At 59.5% G+C, this 21,874-nt stretch carries 23 protein-coding genes and 1 riboswitch; of the genes, 14 read left to right on the top strand and 9 right to left on the bottom strand.

Features of this window, described 5'->3' with window-relative positions:
* On the bottom strand, positions 1-250 hold a 250-nt coding region (locus B5G37_RS10865; protein ID WP_087257396.1), incomplete at its 3' end, for a TSUP family transporter.
* A gap of 116 nt (positions 251-366) precedes the next feature.
* On the bottom strand, positions 367-786 hold the full coding sequence (locus tag B5G37_RS10860) for a CBS domain-containing protein (protein ID WP_087257395.1): 420 nt from the start codon (positions 784-786) through the stop codon (positions 367-369).
* 220 nt (positions 787-1,006) lie between these two features.
* Here B5G37_RS10860 and B5G37_RS10855 point away from each other — a divergent pair, with 220 nt between their 5' ends.
* The 11 genes from B5G37_RS10855 (at position 1,007) to B5G37_RS10810 (ending at position 10,677) form a co-directional block, all read left to right on the top strand.
* Positions 1,007-1,219, top strand: coding sequence for a FeoA family protein (locus tag B5G37_RS10855; RefSeq protein ID WP_087257393.1), 213 nt, complete (start codon positions 1,007-1,009; stop codon positions 1,217-1,219).
* A gap of 82 nt (positions 1,220-1,301) precedes the next feature.
* Positions 1,302-3,314, top strand: a complete 2,013-nt coding sequence (locus B5G37_RS10850; protein ID WP_087257390.1) for a ferrous iron transporter B — start codon at positions 1,302-1,304, stop codon at positions 3,312-3,314.
* Positions 3,314-3,469: a FeoB-associated Cys-rich membrane protein gene (locus B5G37_RS15020; RefSeq protein ID WP_143482930.1), complete on the top strand. Its 156-nt coding sequence runs from the start codon at positions 3,314-3,316 to the stop codon at positions 3,467-3,469. The genes B5G37_RS10850 and B5G37_RS15020 overlap by 1 nt, the downstream gene beginning before the upstream one ends.
* Before the next feature lie 375 nt (positions 3,470-3,844).
* A riboswitch (Fluoride riboswitch) is annotated at positions 3,845-3,917 on the top strand.
* A 59-nt stretch (positions 3,918-3,976) separates the two neighbouring features.
* A complete protein-coding gene (locus tag B5G37_RS10845; RefSeq protein ID WP_087257388.1) occupies positions 3,977-5,182 on the top strand; it encodes a cation:proton antiporter in 1,206 nt (401 codons plus the stop codon).
* 37 nt (positions 5,183-5,219) lie between these two features.
* On the top strand, positions 5,220-5,888 hold the full coding sequence (tsaA, locus tag B5G37_RS10840) for a tRNA (N6-threonylcarbamoyladenosine(37)-N6)-methyltransferase TrmO (protein ID WP_087257386.1): 669 nt from the start codon (positions 5,220-5,222) through the stop codon (positions 5,886-5,888).
* A 10-nt stretch (positions 5,889-5,898) separates the two neighbouring features.
* The gene (locus B5G37_RS10835; protein WP_087257384.1) at positions 5,899-6,525 is read left to right on the top strand and encodes an energy-coupling factor ABC transporter ATP-binding protein; all 627 of its coding nucleotides are present in this window, start codon (positions 5,899-5,901) and stop codon (positions 6,523-6,525) included.
* Positions 6,522-7,298 carry an ABC transporter permease gene (locus tag B5G37_RS10830; protein ID WP_087257382.1) on the top strand — a complete coding sequence of 259 codons (777 nt, stop codon included), beginning with the start codon at positions 6,522-6,524 and terminating at the stop codon, positions 7,296-7,298. The genes B5G37_RS10835 and B5G37_RS10830 overlap by 4 nt, the downstream gene beginning before the upstream one ends.
* A 218-nt stretch (positions 7,299-7,516) precedes the next feature.
* Positions 7,517-8,194, top strand: coding sequence for a TIGR00266 family protein (locus tag B5G37_RS10825; protein WP_087257380.1), 678 nt, complete (start codon positions 7,517-7,519; stop codon positions 8,192-8,194).
* Between the two features lie 149 nt (positions 8,195-8,343).
* Positions 8,344-9,141 carry a transporter substrate-binding domain-containing protein gene (locus B5G37_RS10820; RefSeq protein ID WP_087257378.1) on the top strand — a complete coding sequence of 266 codons (798 nt, stop codon included), beginning with the start codon at positions 8,344-8,346 and terminating at the stop codon, positions 9,139-9,141.
* A 75-nt stretch (positions 9,142-9,216) separates the two neighbouring features.
* Positions 9,217-9,885: an amino acid ABC transporter permease gene (locus B5G37_RS10815; protein ID WP_087257376.1), complete on the top strand. Its 669-nt coding sequence runs from the start codon at positions 9,217-9,219 to the stop codon at positions 9,883-9,885.
* Between the two features lie 15 nt (positions 9,886-9,900).
* The gene (locus B5G37_RS10810; protein ID WP_087257374.1) at positions 9,901-10,677 is read left to right on the top strand and encodes an amino acid ABC transporter ATP-binding protein; all 777 of its coding nucleotides are present in this window, start codon (positions 9,901-9,903) and stop codon (positions 10,675-10,677) included.
* Between the two features lie 43 nt (positions 10,678-10,720).
* On the opposite strand, the gene B5G37_RS10805 is transcribed toward B5G37_RS10810, so the two are convergent.
* The 3 genes from B5G37_RS10805 to B5G37_RS10795 all read right to left on the bottom strand — a co-directional run bounded on the left by B5G37_RS10805 (position 10,721) and on the right by B5G37_RS10795 (position 13,850).
* The gene (locus B5G37_RS10805; protein ID WP_087257371.1) at positions 10,721-11,650 is read right to left on the bottom strand and encodes a carbohydrate kinase; all 930 of its coding nucleotides are present in this window, start codon (positions 11,648-11,650) and stop codon (positions 10,721-10,723) included.
* A gap of 178 nt (positions 11,651-11,828) precedes the next feature.
* On the bottom strand, positions 11,829-12,911 hold the full coding sequence (buk, locus tag B5G37_RS10800) for a butyrate kinase (protein WP_087257369.1): 1,083 nt from the start codon (positions 12,909-12,911) through the stop codon (positions 11,829-11,831).
* Between the two features lie 18 nt (positions 12,912-12,929).
* The gene (locus tag B5G37_RS10795; protein WP_087257366.1) at positions 12,930-13,850 is read right to left on the bottom strand and encodes a phosphate acyltransferase; all 921 of its coding nucleotides are present in this window, start codon (positions 13,848-13,850) and stop codon (positions 12,930-12,932) included.
* Between the two features lie 264 nt (positions 13,851-14,114).
* On the opposite strand from B5G37_RS10795, the gene B5G37_RS10790 reads away from it, so the two are divergent.
* From B5G37_RS10790 to B5G37_RS10780, 3 genes are all read left to right on the top strand, one after another.
* Entirely contained in the window at positions 14,115-14,756 is a 642-nt protein-coding gene (locus B5G37_RS10790; RefSeq protein WP_087257364.1) for a GntR family transcriptional regulator, read from the top strand.
* 133 nt (positions 14,757-14,889) lie between these two features.
* A complete protein-coding gene (gene proS, locus B5G37_RS10785; RefSeq protein ID WP_087257362.1) occupies positions 14,890-16,332 on the top strand; it encodes a proline--tRNA ligase in 1,443 nt (480 codons plus the stop codon).
* Between the two features lie 75 nt (positions 16,333-16,407).
* Entirely contained in the window at positions 16,408-16,983 is a 576-nt protein-coding gene (locus tag B5G37_RS10780; protein ID WP_087257360.1) for a hypothetical protein, read from the top strand.
* A 62-nt stretch (positions 16,984-17,045) separates the two neighbouring features.
* Here B5G37_RS10780 and B5G37_RS10775 read toward each other — a convergent pair whose 3' ends face one another.
* From B5G37_RS10775 to mutL, 4 genes are all read right to left on the bottom strand, one after another.
* On the bottom strand, positions 17,046-17,819 hold the full coding sequence (locus B5G37_RS10775; RefSeq protein WP_143482929.1) for a HAMP domain-containing sensor histidine kinase: 774 nt from the start codon (positions 17,817-17,819) through the stop codon (positions 17,046-17,048).
* A gap of 181 nt (positions 17,820-18,000) precedes the next feature.
* Positions 18,001-18,825, bottom strand: coding sequence for an Mrp/NBP35 family ATP-binding protein (locus B5G37_RS10770; protein WP_087257356.1), 825 nt, complete (start codon positions 18,823-18,825; stop codon positions 18,001-18,003).
* A 99-nt stretch (positions 18,826-18,924) separates the two neighbouring features.
* On the bottom strand, positions 18,925-19,842 hold the full coding sequence (locus B5G37_RS10765; protein ID WP_087257354.1) for a nucleoside kinase: 918 nt from the start codon (positions 19,840-19,842) through the stop codon (positions 18,925-18,927).
* A gap of 13 nt (positions 19,843-19,855) precedes the next feature.
* A complete protein-coding gene (gene mutL, locus B5G37_RS10760) occupies positions 19,856-21,868 on the bottom strand; it encodes a DNA mismatch repair endonuclease MutL (protein ID WP_087257353.1) in 2,013 nt (670 codons plus the stop codon).
* Between the last annotated feature and the right edge of the window lie 6 nt (positions 21,869-21,874).

Below are 21,874 nucleotides of genomic sequence, written 5' to 3'. Positions count from 1 at the left end.
CCACCAAGCCCCCCGCCAGATAGGGCAGGGCCTGGGCCACGTCCACCCCGCCGTGCAGCGCATAGCTGACCAGCGCGGCCACGGACAGGCAGCACACCACCGCCACCGAGGTGGCAAAGGCCCGCCGCTGCTCCAGCCCCACCCAGCCGGTGAACAGCGGCACCAGAAACAGCCCACCGCCCGCTCCAAACAGGCCGTTGGCCAGACCCGCCAACGCGCCGGTGACCATGTATTTGCTTGCCTCTTTCATGCCATCACCCCGGGTTAGTGTGCGCACCTCCGAAACAATCTATACCCATGGGAGAGCACCGCGATTCACAAAAAACAGCGATGCAGCTTTCACTGCATCGCTGTTTTTATGTATCCTCACTCTACCCCAACTTCCTGGGCCCGCTCCTTGCCCACGGCCCCCAGCAGGTTGCGCCGGGTGACAATGCCGCACAGGGCGTTGCGGTCATCCACCACAGGGACAAAGTTCTGTTCCATGGCCAGGGCCATCACCTCTTGGAAGGTGGCCCGGATGCTCACCGCCGGACAAAAATCCCGGCGCATGATCTGGCCAATGCGGCACTGTTCCAGCTTCTTTTTCTCCGTGGAGCCCACCTCCAACACATGGCGCAGGAAATCTCCCTCGGTAACACAGCCCACATATCCCCCCTGCTCGTCCAGGACCGGAATGGCGGTATAGCTGTTGCGGCACATGGTTTCCAACCCCTGGCGCACCGTGTTGTCCTCGTGGAGCACCACCGTGCAGGCCTTGGGTATCATAATCTTTGCGATGTTCATGGAGCTTCGTCCTCAACTGCGTGTAGTAGTAGTTTATCCCCCTCTCCAAGGGCAGACCATTTGTCGATCTGTGTTCATCATATCATAATTCCCCCTCGGTTGAAAAGCCTTTGCCCCCTTGGGAAAATTTTTCCCAAGGGGGACTTGACAAAACAGTTAGCCAGTGCTATCTTATCAGTTAGCAACAAACAACTATCACATGAAATGGGAGGAACGCCCCTTGAATTTGACCCATGCCCAACTGGGGCAGGAATACACCATCACCGGCATTGTCACCGATGACGACGAGCTGGACAGCTTTTTGTTCACCTTGGGCTGCTACTCCGGGCAGTCCGTCACCGTGGTGTCCCAGCTGCGGGACAACTATGTCATCTCCGTCAAGGACGGCCGGTACAGCATCAACCGGGATCTGGCGGAAGCCATCTCCATCTAAGGGGATTTCCCCAGATTCCCGGCATCTTTTTGTCCATAGGTTAGCTTTAACTAACTTATTGAGAGATTGAGGAGGTATCACCATGCGCATTGCACTCACAGGCAATCCCAACAGCGGAAAAACCACCATGTACAACGCCCTCACCGGCCGCTCCGAGCGAGTGGGCAACTGGGCGGGCGTGACGGTGGACAAGAAAGAAAGCCCCATCAAAAAGCAGTTTAACCCCCGTGGGTTGGAACTGGTGGCGGTGGACCTGCCCGGGGCCTACTCCATGTCTCCCTTCACATCCGAGGAGAGCATCACCAGCAGCTATGTCCGCCAGGAGCATCCCGATGTCATCGTCAACATCGTGGACGCCACCAATTTGAGCCGCTCCCTGTTTTTTACCACCCAGCTGCTGGAGCTGGGCATTCCCGTGGTAGTGGCTCTGAATAAGCAGGACCTCAACGAGAAAAAGGGCACCAAAATTGACGTTTCTGCCCTGTCCAAGGCCCTGGGCTGTCCAGTGGTGGAGACGGTGTCCACCTCCCAGAAGGGTCTTTCTCAGGTGGTGGAGGCCGCTGCCGCCCAGCTGGGCCAGGTGCAGCTGGCCCCCTATACCCAGGGGGATGTGGACCTGACCGACAAGCAGGCGGTGGAGCAGGCCGACCGCCAGCGCTTCGCCTTTGTGGACCGCCTGGTAAGTAAGGTGGAAAGCCGCAAGGTGCTCACCCGTCAGAGCAACGTCCAGGACAAGATTGACCGGATATTGGCCAACCGCTGGCTGGGCATCCCCATCTTCGCCGTGGTGATGTTCCTGGTCTTTGACATCTCCCAGTCCCGCCTGGGCCCCTTCATTGCCGACTGGCTGGTGGGTTGGATCGACGTCTTCAAGGAGTGGGTGGGCCAGCAGGTGGCCTCCGCCAACCCCTTCCTCCAGGCTCTGCTGGTGGAGGGCATCATCGGCGGTGTCAGCGCCGTGGTGGGCTTCTTGCCCCTGGTGATGGTGATGTACTTCCTCATCGCTCTGCTGGAGGACTGTGGCTATATGGCCCGGGTCAGTGTGGTCATGGACCCCTTCTTTAAAAAAGTGGGCCTGTCGGGCAAGTCCATCATTCCCATGATCATCGGCACCGGCTGCGCCATCCCCGGCGTCATGGCCTGCCGCACCATCCGCAATGAGCGGGAGCGACGCACCACCGCCATGCTCACCCCCTTTATGCCCTGCGGCGCCAAGCTGCCCGTCATCGCCCTGTTTGCCAGCGTCTTTTTCTCTGACGCCTCCTGGGTGGGCACCCTGATGTACTTTGTGGGCATTGTGCTCATCATCCTGGGCGCCCTGCTGGTGCAGAAGATCACCGGCCACAAGTACCGCAAGTCCTTCTTCATCATGGAGCTGCCTGAGTACAAGGTGCCCAGCCTGAAGCGGGCGGTGCTGTCCATGCTGGGCCGGGCCAAGGCCTTCATCATCAAGGCCGCCACCATCATTCTGGTGTGCAGCGCTGCGGTGCAGGTGATGCAGAGCTTCAACTGGTCCCTCCAGCTGGTGGAGGAGGGCATGGAGTCCACCTCCATTCTGGCCACCATCGCTCATCCCTTTGCCATTCTCATGATTCCTCTGGGCTTCGGCGTGTGGCAGCTGGCTGCTGCCGCCGTCACCGGCTTCATCGCCAAAGAGAATGTGGTAAGCACCTTGGCGGTGGTATACGGCCTGACCAACTTCATCGACGTGGAGGAGAAGGTGCTGGTGGGCGGGGCCAACGAAGTGGCCACTGCCATGGGCCTCACCGCTGTGGCCGCCCTGGCCTACCTGATGTTCAACCTGTACACGCCCCCCTGTTTTGCCGCCATTGGCGCTATGAACTCGGAGATGCAGAACAAAAAGTGGCTGTTTGGCGGCATTGCCCTGCAAATTGGCACCGCCTACACCCTCTCCTTCCTGGTCTACCAGATTGGCACCCTCATCACCACCGGCAGCGTGGGCGTGGGCTTCGTCCCCGGCCTCATCGCCGTGGTGTGCATTGTGGGCATCGTGGTCGCCCTCATCCTGCGCACCAAGCGTCAGCTGGCTCAGGAGTACACCCTCAGCAACCAAAAAGGCAAGGTGACGGCGTAATGGATTACATTGTTCTGGCTGTCATCGTGGTCATTTTGGCCGTCGCCATGGGGTACATCATCCGGAAAAAGCGGTCCGGTGCCCACTGCATCGGCTGCCCGGACGGCAAAAGCTGCCCCCACAGCAAACACGGCGGTTGCAGCTGCCATAAGTGACATCCCTGAGAGACGATGCACTATGTGCATCGTCTCTCAGACTGTCCAAAAACCTTATGTCCATGCAAGAAAAATACATCGTCTTGCACCATAAAAAGCCCTCGGCAGAGTTTTCCCGCCCGGTGGCGGGAAAATAAATCAAAATCTGTTTTTTCCGGGGACATGCGCATCGGAAAAAACACTTCTCAGCCCGCCAGTGTGGAATTGGGTCGCCCTTTGACCCAAGGCTGCATGCAGCGGGCTGCAACAGATCGAGAAAATGCTGGCATTTTCGAGAAGCGTGTCGAACTTTTTTCGACACGCTCAGAGACGATGCACCATGTGCATCGTCTCTTTCTCTTCTCCCCCTTTACAAATGCCCTTCCATGGACTATAATACCCTCCGGGAATGAAGTTCTCCCACGGGAAACCGAAACCGCTGTGTTCAGCTGATGACTTCTGTGATTTATTTCGGTCACAGGGGGCATTGGCTTTTTTTGTGGCCGGAAAACAAGGAGGAACCCAAGTATGTTAACATCCCTGGCACTTATTTTCCTGGTGGGTCTGGCCATGGCCGCCATCGTGCAGCAACTGAAGCTGCCCCGCATCATCGGCATGCTCATCACCGGCATTGTGGTGGGCCCCTATGTGCTGAACTGGCTGGACCCGTTCATTTTGTCCATCTCCGCTGACCTGCGACAAATGGCTCTCATCATCATCCTGCTGAAAGCAGGCCTGTCTCTCAACCTGTCCGACCTGAAAAAGGTGGGCCGTCCGGCGGTGATGATGTCCTTTGTCCCTGCCAGCTTTGAGATTTTGGGCTATGTGCTGGTGGCCCCCCACCTGCTGGGTATCAATATCATGGAAGCCGCCGTCATGGGCGCCGTGCTGGGTGCGGTGTCCCCGGCGGTGGTGGTACCCCGGATGGTGCAGCTGATGGAGACGGGGTACGGCACCAAAAAGGGCATCCCCCAGATGATTCTGGCCGGGGCCTCCTGCGACGACATCTTTGTCATCGTCCTCTTTACCACCTTCACCGGTATGGCCCAGGGCGGCAATCCCCAGCTCATGGACTTTGTGAACATTCCCGTGTCCATCGTCCTGGGCGTGGCCTTGGGCGCTGTGGTGGGCTGGCTTTTAAGCTGCTTTTTCGAGACCGCCTACGCCCACCAGCACTGTGTGCGCAACAGCACCAAGGTCATCATCGTCCTGGGTGTGTCCTTTACCCTCATGGCGGTGGAGACCTGGCTGGAGGGCATTGTGTCTGTGTCCGGTCTGCTGGCTGTGGTGAGCATGGCCTGCGTGCTGAAAATCAAAAGCCCCGCCTTTGTCTCCCAGCGCCTGTCTGAGAAGTTCGGCAAGCTGTGGATTGCCGCCGAGGTCATTCTCTTTGTGCTGGTGGGCGCTGCGGTGGACATCCGCTACACCCTGGGCGCCGGTGGAGCCGCCGTGCTCATGATTTTGTGCGCCCTGGTCTTCCGGGCCTTCGGTGTGTGCCTGTGCGTGGCAGGCACCAAACTTACCCGCAAAGAGCAACTGTTCTGCGTCATCGCCTACCTGCCCAAGGCCACGGTGCAGGCCGCCATTGGCTCGGTGCCTCTGGCCATGGGCCTGTCCTGCGGCCCCATTGTGCTGTCGGTGGCGGTGCTGGGCATTCTCATCACCGCGCCTCTGGGGGCCATCGGTATGGACTTGACCTACCGGAAGCTGTTGAGTCGGGATGAGGTCGTGTGATACCATAGAGGAAATACAGTAAAAATGAGGTGCTCCCATGAAACCCATTGCCCACATTCATACGGATTTCACCAGCAAGTTTGGCGTGCCCCGTCAGGCGGGACTGGTGAAGGATTTGCAGGCCGCCATCCTCTTTGAGCCTGAGTATCGAAACCCGGAAGCCCTGCGGGGTCTGGACGGATTTTCCCACCTGTGGCTCATCTGGGAGTTCTCCCAGTGCGTGGGCAAGCCCTGGTCACCCACAGTGCGCCCGCCCCGGCTGGGAGGCAACACCCGCATGGGGGTCTTTGCCACCCGCTCCCCCTTCCGCCCCAATCCCATCGGCCTGTCCTGTGTGGAGCTGGTGCGGGTGGAGGAGCACACCCCCCAGGGCCCGGTAATCCATGTGGCGGGGGCGGACCTCATGGACGGCACCCCCATCTATGACATCAAGCCCTATATCCCCTACGCCGACTGCCGCCCCCAGGCGGTGGGCGGTTTTGCCCAGGCGGCCCCGGAACCGGTGCTGGAGGTGGACATTCCCTCCCACCTGCTCTGTCTGGTACCGGAGGAGAAGCTGGCCGCCCTCACCGGCGTTCTGGCCCAAGACCCCCGTCCACCCTACCAGCGGGACAGCCAGCGGGTGTACGGCTTCGGCTTTGGCGGGCTGGAGGTGCACTTCCAGGTGGTGGACGGCGTGGTGCGTGTGGTAGACATTCAGGAGTGAGGAGACGGCTATGGACATGATACACATCACCTCTCGCCTGCACTTCCAGGACTTTCTCCACTATCCGGACATCCGGGTGAAGGCGGGGAACTTTGCCTTTCTCACCGGCCGCAGCGGGGCGGGTAAGAGCACCTATTTGCGCCTGCTCAACGGTTCCATTCCCGCCGATCCGGGGTGTATTTTTTACCGGGGCATCCCCCTGGAGGAGTATCAGATTCTCCCCTACCGCAAGCAGGTGTTGCTGGTGCCCCAGGGGGTGTATCTGGCCCCCGGCACCATTTTGGAGAACTTTCACTTTTACTATGACGCCCGGCGGCAGCCCCGGCTGGAGGCGGCGCGGGCAGAGGACTTTTTGCGCCTGTGCTGTCTGGACTTCCCCGTGGACACCCCCTGCGACTCCCTGTCCGGGGGCGAGCGTCAGCGGGTGTTTTTGGCCATCTTTCTCTCCCTGGCCACCGACGTGGTATTGCTGGATGAACCCACAGCCGCCCTGGACGAGGCCACGGCCCAGCAGGTACTGAGCAACCTCAAAGACTATTGCAGCGCACAGGGGCTCACCGCCCTGTGCGTCTGCCACAGCCCCAAGCTGGTGGAGCTGTTTGCCGACCAGGTGATTGTGGTGGGAGAAGAGCTATGAACGGAATCATTCAACTGCAAATCGGGCAGTTTTTACTCATTTATATTCTACTACTGGTGGTGCTGGGGGTGATGCGGGTATGCCGCATCGACCAGACCCGTCTACTGGTGGTATCCAGCATGAAGATGACGGTGCAACTCATTCTAGCCGGCCTCATCCTCACCTATATCTTTGAACACCCCCATCCCCTCTTTGTGGTGGCCTACCTGGGCGCCATGACCGGGTTCTCCATCCACCGCGTTCTGGGAAAAAACAAGGATCTCAACCCCCGGTTTCGCCTGGTGGCGGGAGCGTCCATCGCCCTGGCTGGCCTGTGCGTGCTGGCCTACTTTGTGGCAGTGGTGGTGGGAGAAGGCCTGTTCAATCCCCAATATGTCATTCCCATTGGGGGCATGGTCATGGGCAACACCATGACCGGGGTGTCTCTGGGGATCAAAACCTTCCGGGAATCCCTCTCCGACCAGCGCAGTAAAATTGAGGCTCTGGTGTGCGCGGGAGCCTCGGCGGAGGACATTTTGCTGCCCTTTACCCGCCAAGCCCTGGAGACCGCCATGCTGCCCACCCTCAACTCCATGGTGGGCATGGGCATCGTCTCCCTGCCCGGAATGATGACCGGCCAGATTTTAGCGGGCACGCTGCCCATGACCTCCATTCTCTATCAGATTGCCATTATGATCGCCATCTGTACTGCCGTCACCTGCGCCTGCTTTGGCACGCTGTACTTTGGCAGCAAAACCCTGTACGACAAAAAGCGGCAGATCATTCAGCTATAACAGCTATGGATGCCCACAGGAGAAACCGGTGATTTTCTCCCATACCTCCACCCTTGACATTCCTCCCACCTACAGGTATGATGGAATTGTCTCATTGGCGACATGGGCCCACTGAGCATCCCGGCCCTGGACGAAGCCCTTTTCCATACAAGTTCCCCTATACATTTATGGATATCCGTGTGTATCACGGTAAAATACCATCCTAAGGAGGTTTTGTTATGCGATATGAAATTACCGGCGGCGCATTCCCTGTGGTCATCTGCCATCTGGAAGATCGGGAGCGGATGATTACCGAACGGGGCTCCATGGTATGGATGAGCCCCAACATGCAAATGGAGACCTCAGGCGGCGGTCTGGGCAAGATGTTCTCCCGGGCCTTCTCCGGTGAGAGCATCTTCCAAAACACCTACACCGCCCGGGGCCAGGGTATGATCGCCTTCGGCTCCAGCTTCCCCGGCAAAATTATCGCCTTGAACATCGGTCCTGGCCGAGAAATGGTTTTGCAAAAGAACGCCTTTTTGGCCTCCGAGTCCTCAGTGGATCTGTCCATTCACTTCAGCCGCAAGCTGGGCGCTGGCTTCTTTGGCGGCGAAGGCTTTATCATGCAGCGGCTGTCCGGCTCTGGCGTTGCCTTTGCGGAAATTGACGGCGAGCTGGTGGAGTACGATCTGGCCCCCGGCCAACAGATTGTGGTGGACACCGGCAACGTGGCCGGCTTTGAGCCCTCCGTCACCATGGACATCCAGCAGGTGCCCGGGCTGAAAAACATGTTCCTGGGCGGCGAGGGCGTGTTCAACACCCTGCTCACCGGCCCCGGTAAGGTGTGGCTGCAAACCATGCCCATTTCCAATGTGGCCATGGCCATTCGCCCCTTTATCCCCACCGGAAACGGCTAATTGTACATGCTTGTGTACTCCCGGCGGAGTTGTCCTCCGCCGGGAGACATTTTTTCTTTTTACCTCTTTACATTATCTCGTTACTGTGCTAAAATACCGTCACTGGCTCCTTCGGGCCAGCGTCTTGTGTGACAAGGAGGATATGCAACATGAAAAAGATGATTTCTCTGGCTTTGGCCCTGACTTTGGGGCTGAGTTTGACCGCTTGTGGCAGTAAAAACGCCGAAAACACCGAATCCGCCAGCGATTTGGCCTATGTCCAGGACAAGGGCACCCTGGTGGTGGGCATCACCGAGTTTGAGCCCATGGACTACCAGGATGCAGACGGCAACTGGGTGGGCTTTGACGCGGACATGGCCTCTCTCTTTGCCGAGAGCCTGGGGGTGGAGGTGCAGTTCCAGCTCATCGACTGGGACAGCAAGGTGATGGAGCTGGACGGCAAGACCATCGACGTGGTGTGGAACGGCATGACCCTCACCGAGGACGTGAAGGAGGCCATGGAGTGCTCCAATCCCTACTTCAACAACGCCCAGGTGGTGATTGTCAAGGCCGATCAGGCGGAGAAGTACCAGACCACTGACAGCCTGAAGGAGCTGAACTTCTCCGTGGAAAACGGCTCGGCGGGCATGGAGCAGGCCGACGCCTATTCCCTGTCCTACACCCCCGTTCTGGACCAGGCCACCGCCCTGCTGGAGGTGTCCTCGGGCACCGCGGATGCAGCCATCATCGACTACCTCATGGCTGTGGCCTCCACCGGAGAGGGCACCAGCTATGAAAACCTCACCTACACCGTATCCCTGGCCGACGAGCAGTATGGCGTGGGCTTCCGCAAGGGCTCCGATCTGGCCGCCAAGCTCAACGAGTTCTTTGCTGAGAAGTACGCCGACGGCACCATGAAGCAGGTGGCAGACAAGTACGGCATCGCTGAGAAACTGGTGGAACAATAAACGCAACATGGGAAGGCAGAGCGTTTGCTCTGCCTTCCCATTGAAAACCTCAGATTGGTATAAGGTGGTATTGGGATGTTTTTAACCGTCATCGGGGCTCTTAACGAGGGCTTTTTGCAGACTTTAAAACTGTTTTTCGTTACCCTGCTGGGGGCGCTTCCTCTGGGCCTTGTCATCTGTTGGGGCTCCATGACCCGCTTTTATCCCCTGCGCTGGCTGTGCCGGTTTGTGGTGTGGGTCATCCGGGGCACCCCTTTGATGCTCCAGCTGTACATCATCTTCTTTATCCCCGGCATTGTCATGGACCAAAGCCCTTGGCCCGCCGGTGAGTCCGGGCGGTTTTTGGCCTGCGCCGTGGCCTTCATCCTCAACTACGCCTGTTACTTCTCCGAAATCTACCGGGGCGGCATCCAGGGTGTGCCCCGGGGCCAGCAGGAGGCGGGACAAGTGCTGGGCATGACAAAGGTCCAGATTTTTGTCCACGTGACCCTGTTGCAGATGATCAAGCGCATTGTCCCCCCCATGTCCAACGAGATCATCACCCTGGTCAAGGACACTTCTCTGTCCCGCATCATCTCCCTGCAAGAGGTCATCTGGGCAGGACAGGCTTTTTTGAAGACCTCCCACGGCTACTCCGGCCTGTTGTGGCCCCTGTTCTTCACCGGCGTGTACTACCTGGTGTTCAACGGCCTGGTCACCCTCCTGCTGGGGCGGCTGGAAAAGAAGCTGGACTATTTCTCCTGAGAGGAGCGGCGAGATATGGCAATTTTAGAGGTAAACAACCTGGAAAAGCACTTTGGTGCCACCCGAGTGCTGGAGGATATCAGCTTTGACCTGGAGCAGGGCAAAGCCCTGGCCATCATCGGCTCCTCGGGCAGCGGCAAAACCACCTTGCTGCGCTGCTTAAACTTCCTGGAGACCCCCGACCAGGGCACCATTTCTGTGGGCGGCAATATCATTTTTGACGCCGCCAATCATCGCAGCCAGACAGATGCGGAAATCCGCAAAAAGCGGCTCCACTTCGGCATGGTGTTCCAGTCCTTCAACCTGTTCCCCCAGTATACCGCGTTGAAAAACGTGACCTTGGCCAAGGAACTGCTGGCCCGGGAGCGGCCCGACTTCAAGTCCAACAAAAAGGCCATTTTGGAGGAAATTCAGCAGGAGGGTCTGGAACTGCTCACCAAAATGGGGCTGGAACAGCGGGCCAGCCACTACCCCAACCAGCTCTCCGGCGGCCAGCAGCAGCGGGTGGCCATTGCCCGGGCTCTGGCTCTGAAACCTGACATTCTCTGCTTTGACGAGCCCACCTCCGCCCTGGACCCGGAGCTCACCGGCGAGGTGCTGCGGGTGATCCGAGGCCTGGTGGAGCAGAAAACCACCATGATTATCGTCACCCACGAAATGGCCTTTGCCCGGGACGTGGCCGACGAAGTGATGTTCATGGACAAGGGTGTCATTGTGGAGCGTGGCCCCGCCCGCAGTGTCATTGAGAATCCCCAAGAAGAGCGTACTCAGCAATTTTTGGCTGGCTATTAAGCAAAAAAGCTTCCCATCGCACAGCGATGGGAAGCTTTTTGTGTTATTTCAATTCGTCCAGGGTGGGCATGGCGGGAATGGCGCCGCTGCGGGAGCAAGTCACCGAAGCCGCCCGATTGGCCAGAGCCAGGATACCCTCCAACTCTGCCACCTCCAGGCCTTCCAGCGCCCCCTGGGTGCGGCAGCTGAGTTGGCTGAGTACGGCCCCAAAGAAGGTGTCCCCCGCCCCATTGGTATCTGCCACCTGGGTGGCCACGCCGGGGACAATACCGGTGTGCGCCCCGAAGCGGTAAAACACGCCCTGAGAGCCCAGGGTGATGAGCACCAGGGAGATGCCCTTGTCCGCCATCACCTGGCTGCACGTCTCAGGGTCGCTGGAGCCAGAGAGCAGCTCCATCTCCTCGTCGGAGATCTTCAGAATATCCACCTGATCCAGGGGACGGCGCATCCACTCCACCGCCTCCTCCTGGCTGTTCCACAGAGCAGCCCGGTAGTTGGGGTCGTAGCTGATGACCACGCCCTGCTCCTTGGCCCGCTCCACCCCATACAGGGTGGCGGTGCGGGCGGGGTCAGCGGTGAGGCTCACCGAGCCGAAGTGGAGAATCCCCGCCTGAGCCAGCAGCTCCTGGTCCACTTCCTCCGGGGTCAGAGCCACATCCGCCCCCCGCATGAACTGGAAGGAGCGCTCCCCCTGTCCATTCACCGACACCACCGCCAAAGTGGTGGCCCCGGGAGCCGTGCGCAGGCCCTGGGTATTCACCCCATTTTCCTCCAGCACCTGGGCCAGATAGGTGCCAAAGCCGTCCTGGCCCACCATGCCCACAAAGGCGGTGTCTGCCCCCAGCCGGGCAGCTGCCACCGCCACATTGGCAGGCGCGCCACCGGGATTGGCGGCATAGACCGGGATGTTTTGAGCGTTAAACCCGGTTTGGGTCAAATCAATGAGAATTTCGCCGATGGTAACAATGCGCATGGCAATCCCTCTTTCCGTTCGATGTGAAATCGTTTTCAGTTTTCATATTATATCACATTCCTCATTCTGATACAAGAGGACTTCTCTTTCTTTCCCACAAAAAAACCAGGAGAACGCGGCGTTCTCCTGGCTTTTTTGTATTCAGATTCCAGATAACCTCTGGTATTTCACAACTTTCTCAGGTCCGGGGACGGTCGGGGCTGACGTACTCCTTGGCCTGCTCCTCGCCCCGCAGAACCCGCAGGCCGCCCAGAGCCAGGGACTTCATCTCGTCCTCACCGGGGTAGACCACCACGGGAGCGATGAAGGAGACGTACTTCTCAATTTCAGAGGTGACGTACTTGGAATAGGCAATGCCGCCGGTGAGCAGGATGGCGTCCACCTTGCCGCACACGTTGGGGGCGATCTTGCCGATGTTCTTGGCGATGTTGAGGATCATGGCGTCGTACACCAGCTTGGCGTGCTCGTCGCCGCCCTCGATCATCTTCTCCACATCCCGGCTGTCGGTGGTGCCCAGGTGGGCCATCAACCCGCCCCGGCTCTTGACGGTCTTCATCATGTCCTTATAGGTGGCGCCCTCTTCAAAGCAAGCCTTGATGACGTCGAACATGGGCAGACCGCCGGCCCGCTCGGGGGAGAAGGGACCTTCCTCGTCGTTGATGAAGTCAATGATGCGGCCCTGGTGGTGCAGGTTGACGGAGATGCCGCCGCCCAGGTGGGCCACGATGACGGTGATGTCGTTGTAGCTCTTGTTCTGCTCCTGAGCATAGCGCATAGCGGCAGCCCGGGTGTTCAGGTTGTGGCCCATGCCCTTGCGGAACATGTTGGTCACGCCGGTGATCTTGTTGATGGGCAGCAGCTCCTCCACGGTAACACCATCGTAGATGTAGGCTGGAATGTGCAGCTGACCGGCCAGATCGTAGGCGATCATGGCACCCACGTTGGAGGCGTGCTCGTTGCGGGGCTTGTTCTTCAGCTGCCACACCATGTCCTCGTTGACGGCGTAGGCGCCGGCCTCAATGGCGGTGAGCAGGCCGCCCCGGGAGACAATGGCGGTGAGGGAATCCAGGGCAATGTCATGGCGCTTCAGGCAGTCGATGACCAGATCCCGGCGGAAGCCGTACTGGTCGGCCACGCAGTCAAAGGGGGCCAGTTCCTGGGCGGAATGGGTCAGGGACTCCACGAACAGGGGCTCTTCCCCTTCAAACACCGCCAGCTTGGTGGAGGTGGAGCCGGGATTCAAAATGAGCAGTCGTTCCATGGTCTTCTCTCTCCTCTCTCAGTGCTGGGCTCGCTTCTCCGCGGCCAGGGCGCTGATGACGATGGCCAGATACTTCTCCTCGGGAGTGGAGCCGCGGCTGGTCATGACGATGGGGCACTTGGCGCCCACGATAAAGCCGGCCATCTTGGCCCCGCAGGTGCAGGCCAGCATCTTGCCCATGATGTTGCCGGCGTGGATGTTGGGAGCCACCAGCACGTCGCAGTCTCCGGCGCAGGGGCTATGGAAGCCCTTGAAGTCGGCAATTTCCTTAACAGTGGCGCAGTCGTAGGAAATGGGGCCTTCCACCACGCAGCCGGGGATCTCGCCCTTGAGGTTCATCTGCTTGAGGGCGTCGGCCTCCACGGTCTCGGGCATCTTGGGGTTGACCTTCTCCACGCAGGCCAGCACGCCCACCTTGGGGTTGTCATAGCCCATGGAGCGCAGAGTGTCCACGGTGTTCATGATGATATCCTTCTTCTGCTCCAGAGTGGGGTAGGTGACCATGCCGCCGTCCACGGGCACCATCAGCTTGTGGTAGCCGGGCACCTGGAACATGGTGAAGTGGCTCATGGTGCGGCCCTGGCCAAGGCCGTGCTCCTTGTTCACCACGGCCTTGAGCAGCACAGCAGTGTCCAGCTTGCCCTTCATCAGGAAGTCAGCCTTGCCCTCCACCACCAGGGCCACCGCCTTGCGGGCGGACTCGGCCAGATCGGGTACGTCGTAGATGTCCTCTTCGGGCACAGTGGCGCCAAACTCCGCCAGTGCCTCATCAATGACGGTCTTATCGCCCACCAGAATGGGGGAGACAATGCCCTCCTCCCGGGCCCGCAGCACAGCCTCGATGGTGTGGGAATCGCCAGCGGCAGCCACCGCCATGCGGGCGGTGTGGGGCTTGCTCTTGGCTGCGGCAATCAGTTCATCAAACGTGGTGTATACCATAAAAAATGTCTCCTCTCCAAAATCCGTTTCGGTGCTCTTGCTCGAATTATATATCTTGCAAGATATATGTTATATTAAGCATAACACACTCCAAACAAAAGTCAAGCAAACTTTTCCCGGGATTTTTCACAAAACCACGGCATCCTTTTTTTCTCTCTCCCATCTGCCTCTTGCCTTTTTCCTCCCAATCTGTTATCCTATATATTGCAAGAAGTGATAAATTTGTCCCCATAGGGTCATCATAAAGGTTTTGGAGGGTTTGTTATGGCTTCCATCAAAAAGCGATCCCTGGTGGATCAGGTCTATGACCGGCTGCGCGGCGACATCATCGCTCTGCGCCTGCCTTTGGGCAGCCGGGTCAACGTCAACGAGTTACAGGATTCTCTGGGGGTGAGCTGCACTCCCATCCGAGAGGCGATCAACCGCCTGCAGCAAGAGGGACTGATTGCCTATGAAAACAACGTGGGAGCCCGGGTGCTCACCCTGGATGCCAAGGACGTGGAGGAAATCACCCAACTGGCCACCACCCTGCACTGTGCCGCCGCCCGTCTGGCCATGAAGCAGGCGGACCACCAGGCTCTGGCTCAGCAGTTTGGGGAGCGTATGGCGGAGTTTGAAACCGCCCAGACCCCCCAACAGCAGGTGACCGCGGTGCACCGACTGGTGGAGGTGTTCTATGTCCACTGCGGCAACCGCCGTCTGGACAAGAGCATGTTGGCCATTCAGGGCCAGCAGCTGTTGCTGCGCAACCTGTACGCCAACCACGGCATGGACCGGGAGGCCAATCTGGCCGACTTCCGCGCCATGCTGGCGGGTGTGGAGCAGAACCAGCCCGAGGACATCTGTGCCGCCCTGGAGGCCAACGCCCAGCGCTTGGCCCAGGCTGTGTGCGAAGATTTGGAATAAATACTTGAAAGGGGCTTTGATCCTGCCGATCAAAGCCCCTTCTTTTTGCGCTCTGCTCTTGACTTTTTCCCCTCTGGCCCATAAAATACATAGTTACGATACCTTTATTATTTGAAAAAGGAATGAGAGTTTTATGGCACAAGACAAAAGCAAACAGGTCAGCCAGATCACCGATATGGAGGCCGACTTTGCCCAGTGGTTCACCGACGTGTGCACCAAAGCGGAACTGATTGATTATTCTTCCATCAAAGGCATGTTCATCCTGCGCCCCTATGGCTACGCCATCTGGGAGAACTTCCAGAAGATTCTGGACGAGAAGTTCAAGGAGACCGGCCACGAGAATGTATATCTGCCCATGCTCATCCCCGAGTCCCTGCTCCAGAAGGAGAAGGACCACGTGGAGGGCTTCGCCCCCGAGTGCGCCTGGGTCACCTTCGGCGGCAGCGAGGAGCTGGAGGAGCGTTACTGCATCCGCCCCACTTCCGAGACCCTGTTCTGTGAGCACTACTCCCATGTCATCCACTCCCACCGGGACCTGCCCAAGCTGTACAACCAGTGGTGCTCCGTGCTGCGCTGGGAGAAGACCAGCCGTCCCTTCCTGCGCCACCGGGAATTTTTGTGGCAGGAGGGCCACACCATGCACGCCACTGCCGAGGAGGCCATTGAAGAGACCGAGCGCATGTTCAACATCTACGCCGACTTCTGCGAGAACTACCTGGCCATGCCCGTGGTGAAGGGCCGCAAGACCGACAAGGAGAAGTTCTCCGGCGCTGAGGCCACCTACACCGTGGAGTGCATGATGCACGACAAGAAGGCCCTCCAGGCCGGTACCTCCCACTACTTTGGCGATGGCTTCGCCCGTGCCTTCGGCGTGAGCTTTGCCGGTAAGGACAACCAGCTGCACACCCCCTTTGAGACCTCTTGGGGCGTGTCCACCCGTCTCATTGGCGGCGTCATCATGACCCACGGCGACAACAACGGCCTGGTGCTGCCCCCCCGCATCGCCCCCACCCAGGTCATCGTCATCCCCGTGGCCCAGCACAAGGACGGTGTCATTGAGGCCAACCAGGCCGTGTGCGACCGTCTGAAGGCCGCTGGCATCCGGGTGAAGATGGACGCCTCCGAGCAGTCCCCCGGCTGGAAGTTTGCCGAGTACGAGATGAAGGGCGTACCTCTGCGCCTGGAGCTGGGTCCCAAGGATATGGAGAAGAACCAGTGCGTGCTGGCCCGCCGTGACAGCGGCGAGAAGGTGTTTGTCTCCCTGGACAACATCGAGGAGACCGTGAAGAACCTGCTGGAGGACATCCAGAACAGCCTCTTTGCCCGCGCCAAGCGCAACCTGGACGAGAACACCTACCCCTGCTCCACTCTGGAGGAGATCAAGGAGAAGATGGCCACCCAGGGCGGCTTTGCCAAGACCATGTGGTGTGGCGACGAGGAGTGCGAGCTGAAGATGAAGGAAGTGGCTGGCGTGTCCTCCCGCTGCATCCCCCTGGAGCAGGAGCACCTGGGCGACGTGTGTCCCGTGTGCGGCAAGCCCGCCAAGCACATGGTGTACTGGGGTGTGGCTTACTAATCCCCCCTATTGATACGATTTCAGGCCCCGACACATGGTGTCGGGGCCTGTTTGCCCAGAAAGGAGCGAAATATTGTGAACATCGCCCCCTTTGTTTTGATGTATTTCGTGGCCATGATGGTGGCAGGCAGCATCAGCACATTCTTCACCCGCTACCTGTACCGGGCCGCCGGAGTCACCCCCGCCCAAGTACGTCAGGCATATTTCCCCGGGGCCCGGTGGGGGCTGTACCTGTGGCTGGCCCAGCAGGCGGCCTACTCCCGGCAGTTTTATACCATGCTCCGGCTGTCCCAGGGGGTGATGGTCCCCATCTCCGTTGCCCCAATCGGGGCCATTGTGCTGTGGATGCTCCACCTGGAGGGCTACATCTGGATGGTGGCTGTGGTGGCCGCAGGACTGACCTTGATTTTGGGTCTGGCGGCCTGGATGTATGGCCGCCGTGTGGTGGCGGACACCCGGGACTTTTTTTATGGCATTGGCCCCCATCCCTACATTGAGCAGGCCCAGCGGGAGGGGCGAAAGCCCAAAAAGTCCCGCTCTCCCATCCATGGCCCTCGGCTGGGCGGGGACACCCCCAATCTCCTGCTCCTGATTCTACCCCTGGTTTTGCCCATGATCCTCATGGTTTTACTGTGGCCGCTGATCGGCTAAGTGCAATCTCTCAAAAAAGGACCCCGGCCTTCCATCAGGAAGGCCGGGGTCTTTTTTGGGTGTTATCTCAGTTCATCGGGGGAAAAGGACGCGGAGGGGAGCACATCGCTCAACCCCACCAGCACGCTGTCCAGCCCGTTGTCCCCCCACTGGGGCGGCGGCGTTTCCAGACGGCGGGGCGGCAGGCCCTCTCGCAGAGGGATCACCGCCACCATATTCACGCCACGTCCCAGTTGGCTATCCGCCATGAGCAGACCGCCGTGGAGCTGGGCAATCTGCTGGGCCAGAGCTACCCCCAGCCCTCCATCTCCCTGGGGTGGCTGCTGGAACAGGGTAGAAAGCTGCTGGGCATCCAATCCGGGGCCCTGGTCGGAAACGGTGATGCGCACCGACTGAGTGCCCGGTTGCACCGACATCTTCACGGGACTGCCGGTTTTGGCCGCGTTGGACACCAATTCCAACACCAGCTGCTCCAACAGTGTCCCATCCACCACCCCAAACAGTCCGGGGGCAACGTCCCAGGAGAAGGAAACTCCCGCTCCCGCCAGAACACTCTCCAAGCGGCGACCCAGTTCCTCTCCCCAGTGGGAGATGTCCAGCGGACCCACGTTCAGCCGCACCTCATCCTCATCGGTGAGCCGCTGGGCCAGTTCCATCCGGCTTACCAGACGCAGCATCCGGCACACGCTTTGGTTGATGGTGCTCAGATACGCCTTTCCTCTCTCATCGGTGGCATACTGCTCCAACATCTGGCTGGCCGCAGTCATTTGGGCCAACTGCACCCGCAGCTGTACCATCTGTGCCCCCGTGGTGCTCTCCAACATCCATCGTTCCAATCTTCACGCCTCCCTTGCCCCTTATCCTATGCAACCATGCCAGGTTTCTATCTGGAAAAATAAGGGTATTGATTTTATGACCCATTATAACAGATTTCGACGGGGCCAACAAGCCACCTGGAAAAATTTTACTTTAAACACCAAATCCGTGACGGCGTTCCGTCACGGATTGGAATATTTATCATTCAGCGTCCAACTGGGCCGCCACCTGGGCCATGGGATTGGGGTTATACCCCTCCACGGTCCCCTCATCCATGGCATTTGCCAGGGCAGAATCCAAGGGCAACTTGGCCAGTACGGGCAGATTCAACTCAGCACCCAGCGCATCAATGGTGCTGGGACCAAAGATGGGGTGCTCGCCTCCGCAGTCAGGGCAGCGGAAGAAACTGTAGTTCTCCACCAGACCCAGCACGGGGATGTGCATCATCTCCGCCATGCGCACAGCCTTGGTGACAATCATACCCACCAGGGTCTGGGGAGCGGTGACCACCACCACGCCGTCCACGGGCAGGGACTGGAATACGGTCAGTGGCACGTCGCCGGTTCCGGGGGGCATGTCCACAAACAGGTAGTCCAGCTCGCCCCAGATGACGTCGGTCCAGAACTGTTCCACCGCACCGGCAATGACGGGGCCACGCCAGATGACGGGGTCGGTCTCGTTCTCGGTGAGCAGGTTCAGGCTCATCATCTTGATGCCGCCGGCGGTCTCCACCGGAAGAATGCCTTCATCGGTGCCGCCCGCCCGCTGGTGCACACCAAAGGCGCGGGGGATGGAGGGGCCGGTGATATCGGCGTCCAAAATGCCCACCTTCTTACCCCGGGCGGCCATGGCGGCAGCCAGGGAGCAGGTGACGGTGGACTTGCCCACGCCGCCCTTGCCGCTGACCACGGCAATCACCTTTTTGATGTGGGAATGGGCGTTGCAGGGTTTGTGAAAATCTTGAGGCTGCTGCCGCTGGCCACAGTTGGAGCCGCAGCTGGAGCAGTCATGGGTACATTCGCTCATGGAAACATCTCCTTATTCCGTCTGCCCAGAGGGCAAATTTTTTCTCATGTTCAAAGTAGCCTGGTTATTCTATCACAGTTTTTGTCAGGATACAACGGGTCACCCGATAAACTCGTGGAGCAGAGAGTCTTTGGGCACCAACCCCGGCTCGATGGTTTCGAAGGAGTCAAAGGCCCGCACCAGCTCCAAAAGCTCGTGGCGACGCTGGTTTTCCTCCGGTACCGCCGCCATGAGAGGGCGGGCGTAGCAGGCCATCACCGACACCTCATAGGGCAGGGACGAGTCAAAGAGCATGTGGGCGGTGTGCTTGTAGGGGGAGATGTACAGCTTTTCTCCCCGGCGCACGTTGGCCCACATGTCCAGGGTACCCACAATGTCGGTACCTCGGAAGTTGAAATCCCGCACCGCTCGACGGGTCAGGCGCATCCAGGTGCCCTTGAAGCGCAGCACATCCCCCTCCATCACATTGCTGCGGGCGGAGATGTACAGGCGGGTGGCGTTGGGGTGACCGGCAGTGAGTTTGGTGTTCAGGGCGTGGATGCCCTCAAAAATGGCCACCTCATCCTTGCCCAGCTTCAAAGGCTTGGCCTTGCTATCGTTGCGCATCTGGCGGGCAAACTCAAAGTGGGGCACTAAAATCTCCTCTCCCCGGGTGAGCTGGGTAAAGTGCTGGCTGAGCAGCTGCAAATCCATCATCTCCGGGGACTCGTAGTCGATGTCCCCCTGGGGGGTGCGGGGGGCGGTTTTGGGGTCCCGGCGCACAAAGTAGTCATCCAGGGAAATGGTGTGGGTTCCCACCCCTCGCCGCTGCAACTCGGCGGTGATTTTATAGGCGGTGGTGGTCTTTCCCGACCCGGAGGGGCCGGAGAGGAGCACCACCGGGCTCTTACTCATATTTTTACAGATCAAATCCGCGGCCTGTTCCACTTTTTTCTGGTAATCTCGGTCGCATTCTTCCATAAATCCCAACTTATCGGCACGAATGGCCTGGTTGATCTTCTCCAGTTGATAGGCCATAACAGGGTCCCTCCTATGCCCGTTTGAATTGCTTCTCCAGCTCCCCACGGGTGAGCTCAATGGCCACAGGGCGTCCGTGGGGGCAGTATTTCACCTCTCCGGCCATCACTTTTTGGGCCACCCGCTCCAACTCCTGGGGGTCGTTGCGCTGACCGCCCTTGATGGCGGCTTTGCATGCCATGGTGTGCATCACCTCGTCCCGGGCCGCACTGGGGTCGGCCCAGCCGGTGAGGCGCAACTTTTTGGCCAATTCCAGCAAGGTGGGCTCCACGTCCCCCGTCTCCAGGTAGTCGGGCACCGCCCGCACGGCAATGCTCCCCGCGCCGAACTCCTCCAGCTGGAAGCCGAAGCCCTCCAGCACCTTCTGGCCGTCCAGCAGCACTTGTCGCTCCTGGGGTCCGGGGGTGATGGTGATGGGAAGAAGCAGTTCCTGCACCATGGGCCGGTAGTCCTGGGCTTTGAGCCGGTCAAAATTCACCCGCTCATGGGCGGCGTGCTTGTCAATGAGCACCACCTTCTCCCCCTGCTCCACCATGATGTAGGTGTGGAACAGTTCACCTCGCACCACCCAGGGCTCCGGTTCGGGCTGGGGTTCGAGTTCCGGTTCCACCGTCGGGGCAGGGGCCTCCTCCACCACGGGCTCTTCCACCACCGGTGTGGGAGTTTTCTTCTCTTCCACCACCGGAATGGGGGTGGGTTTCTCCTCCACAGGGGCAACCGTGGGTGTCTTCTCCACAGAAACGGCGGGTTTTTCCACCTCCACCACGGGAGAACGCTTCTCCACTTCCACTGGTTTTGGCTTTTCCTGGGTCACCGGGTTGGACTTCGCCACTGGTTGGCTCTCCGCCACCTTCTCCAAGGGGGTCACCCGGCGGAAGGGGCTGGGTGTGGGCTGGGGTTTGGGCTGCGACACCACCGGAGGCGAGGTAGTGGTACGCTGAGGCGGGGTCACCGCTGTGAAGTCGTTGAGGCTGGTCTGGTTGGGGGTGACCGTGTCCTGCCGGGGCAGAACCGACTTCACCACCGCCTGGGGGCGGGTCTTGTCGGCGTTCAGCGCCGCCAGCACCCCGTGGTACACCGTGGCAAACACCTGCTGCTCATTTTGGAATTTTACTTCAGTCTTGGTGGGATGGACGTTCACATCCACGCTGTTGGGCCGCAAAGTGAGGTGGAGAACACACCCGGGGAACTTGCCCACCATCTTCTGGTTGCGGTAGGCCTCCTCCAAGGCTGCCATCATCACCCGGCTTTTGATATATCGCCCGTTGACGAAAAAGTGCTGGTAGCTGCGGCTGCCCCGGCAGCAGGTGGGCAGGGAGACAAAGCCGGAAATCTCCATGTTCTCCCCGGAACCTTTGATGGGCACAAAACCCAGGGCCAGATCCCGGCCCAGCACGGCGTAAATGGCGCTTTTCAACTGTCCATCTCCGGGGGTGAGCAGCTCCTGCTTGCCGTCCCTCAAGAACTTCACCGACAGTTCGGGGTGAGACAGGGCCAGCCGCTGCACCACGGCAAACACCGCCGCCCCTTCCGCCGAATCCTTCTTCATAAATTTCAGCCGAGCGGGGGTGTTATAAAACAAATCCCGCACCAACATGGTGGTGCCTTTGGGGCATCCCGCCTCCTCCTGCTCCACCAGTTGTCCCCCCTCCAGGGACAGAGCGGTGCCCAACCCCTGGCCCTGGTTGGTGAGCAGTTCCACCCGGGACACCGCTGCAATGGCGGCCAAAGCTTCCCCCCGGAAACCCAGGGTGCCGATGGCCTCCAGGTCGTACTCCGAGGAGATTTTGGATGTGGCATGGCGGAGAAAGGCGGTCTGGCACTGGTCGGGGGCGATGCCGCAGCCGTCGTCGGTGACCCGGATGAGGGACATGCCCCCGTGGGAAATCTCCACGGTGACGGCGTTGGCCCCGGCGTCGATGGCGTTTTCCATCAGCTCTTTCACCACCGAGGCAGGCCGCTCCACCACTTCTCCGGCGGCGATGAGGTCGGCCACATGGGGGTCTAGTTGTCGAATGGTGGGCATACCATC

The sequence above is a fragment of the Pseudoflavonifractor sp. An85 genome (genome assembly GCF_002161235.1).
Classification (GTDB): domain Bacteria; phylum Bacillota; class Clostridia; order Oscillospirales; family Oscillospiraceae; genus Enterenecus.
Note: the sequence above shows the minus strand (reverse complement) of the source record. Positions and strands in the feature narration are given on the sequence as shown.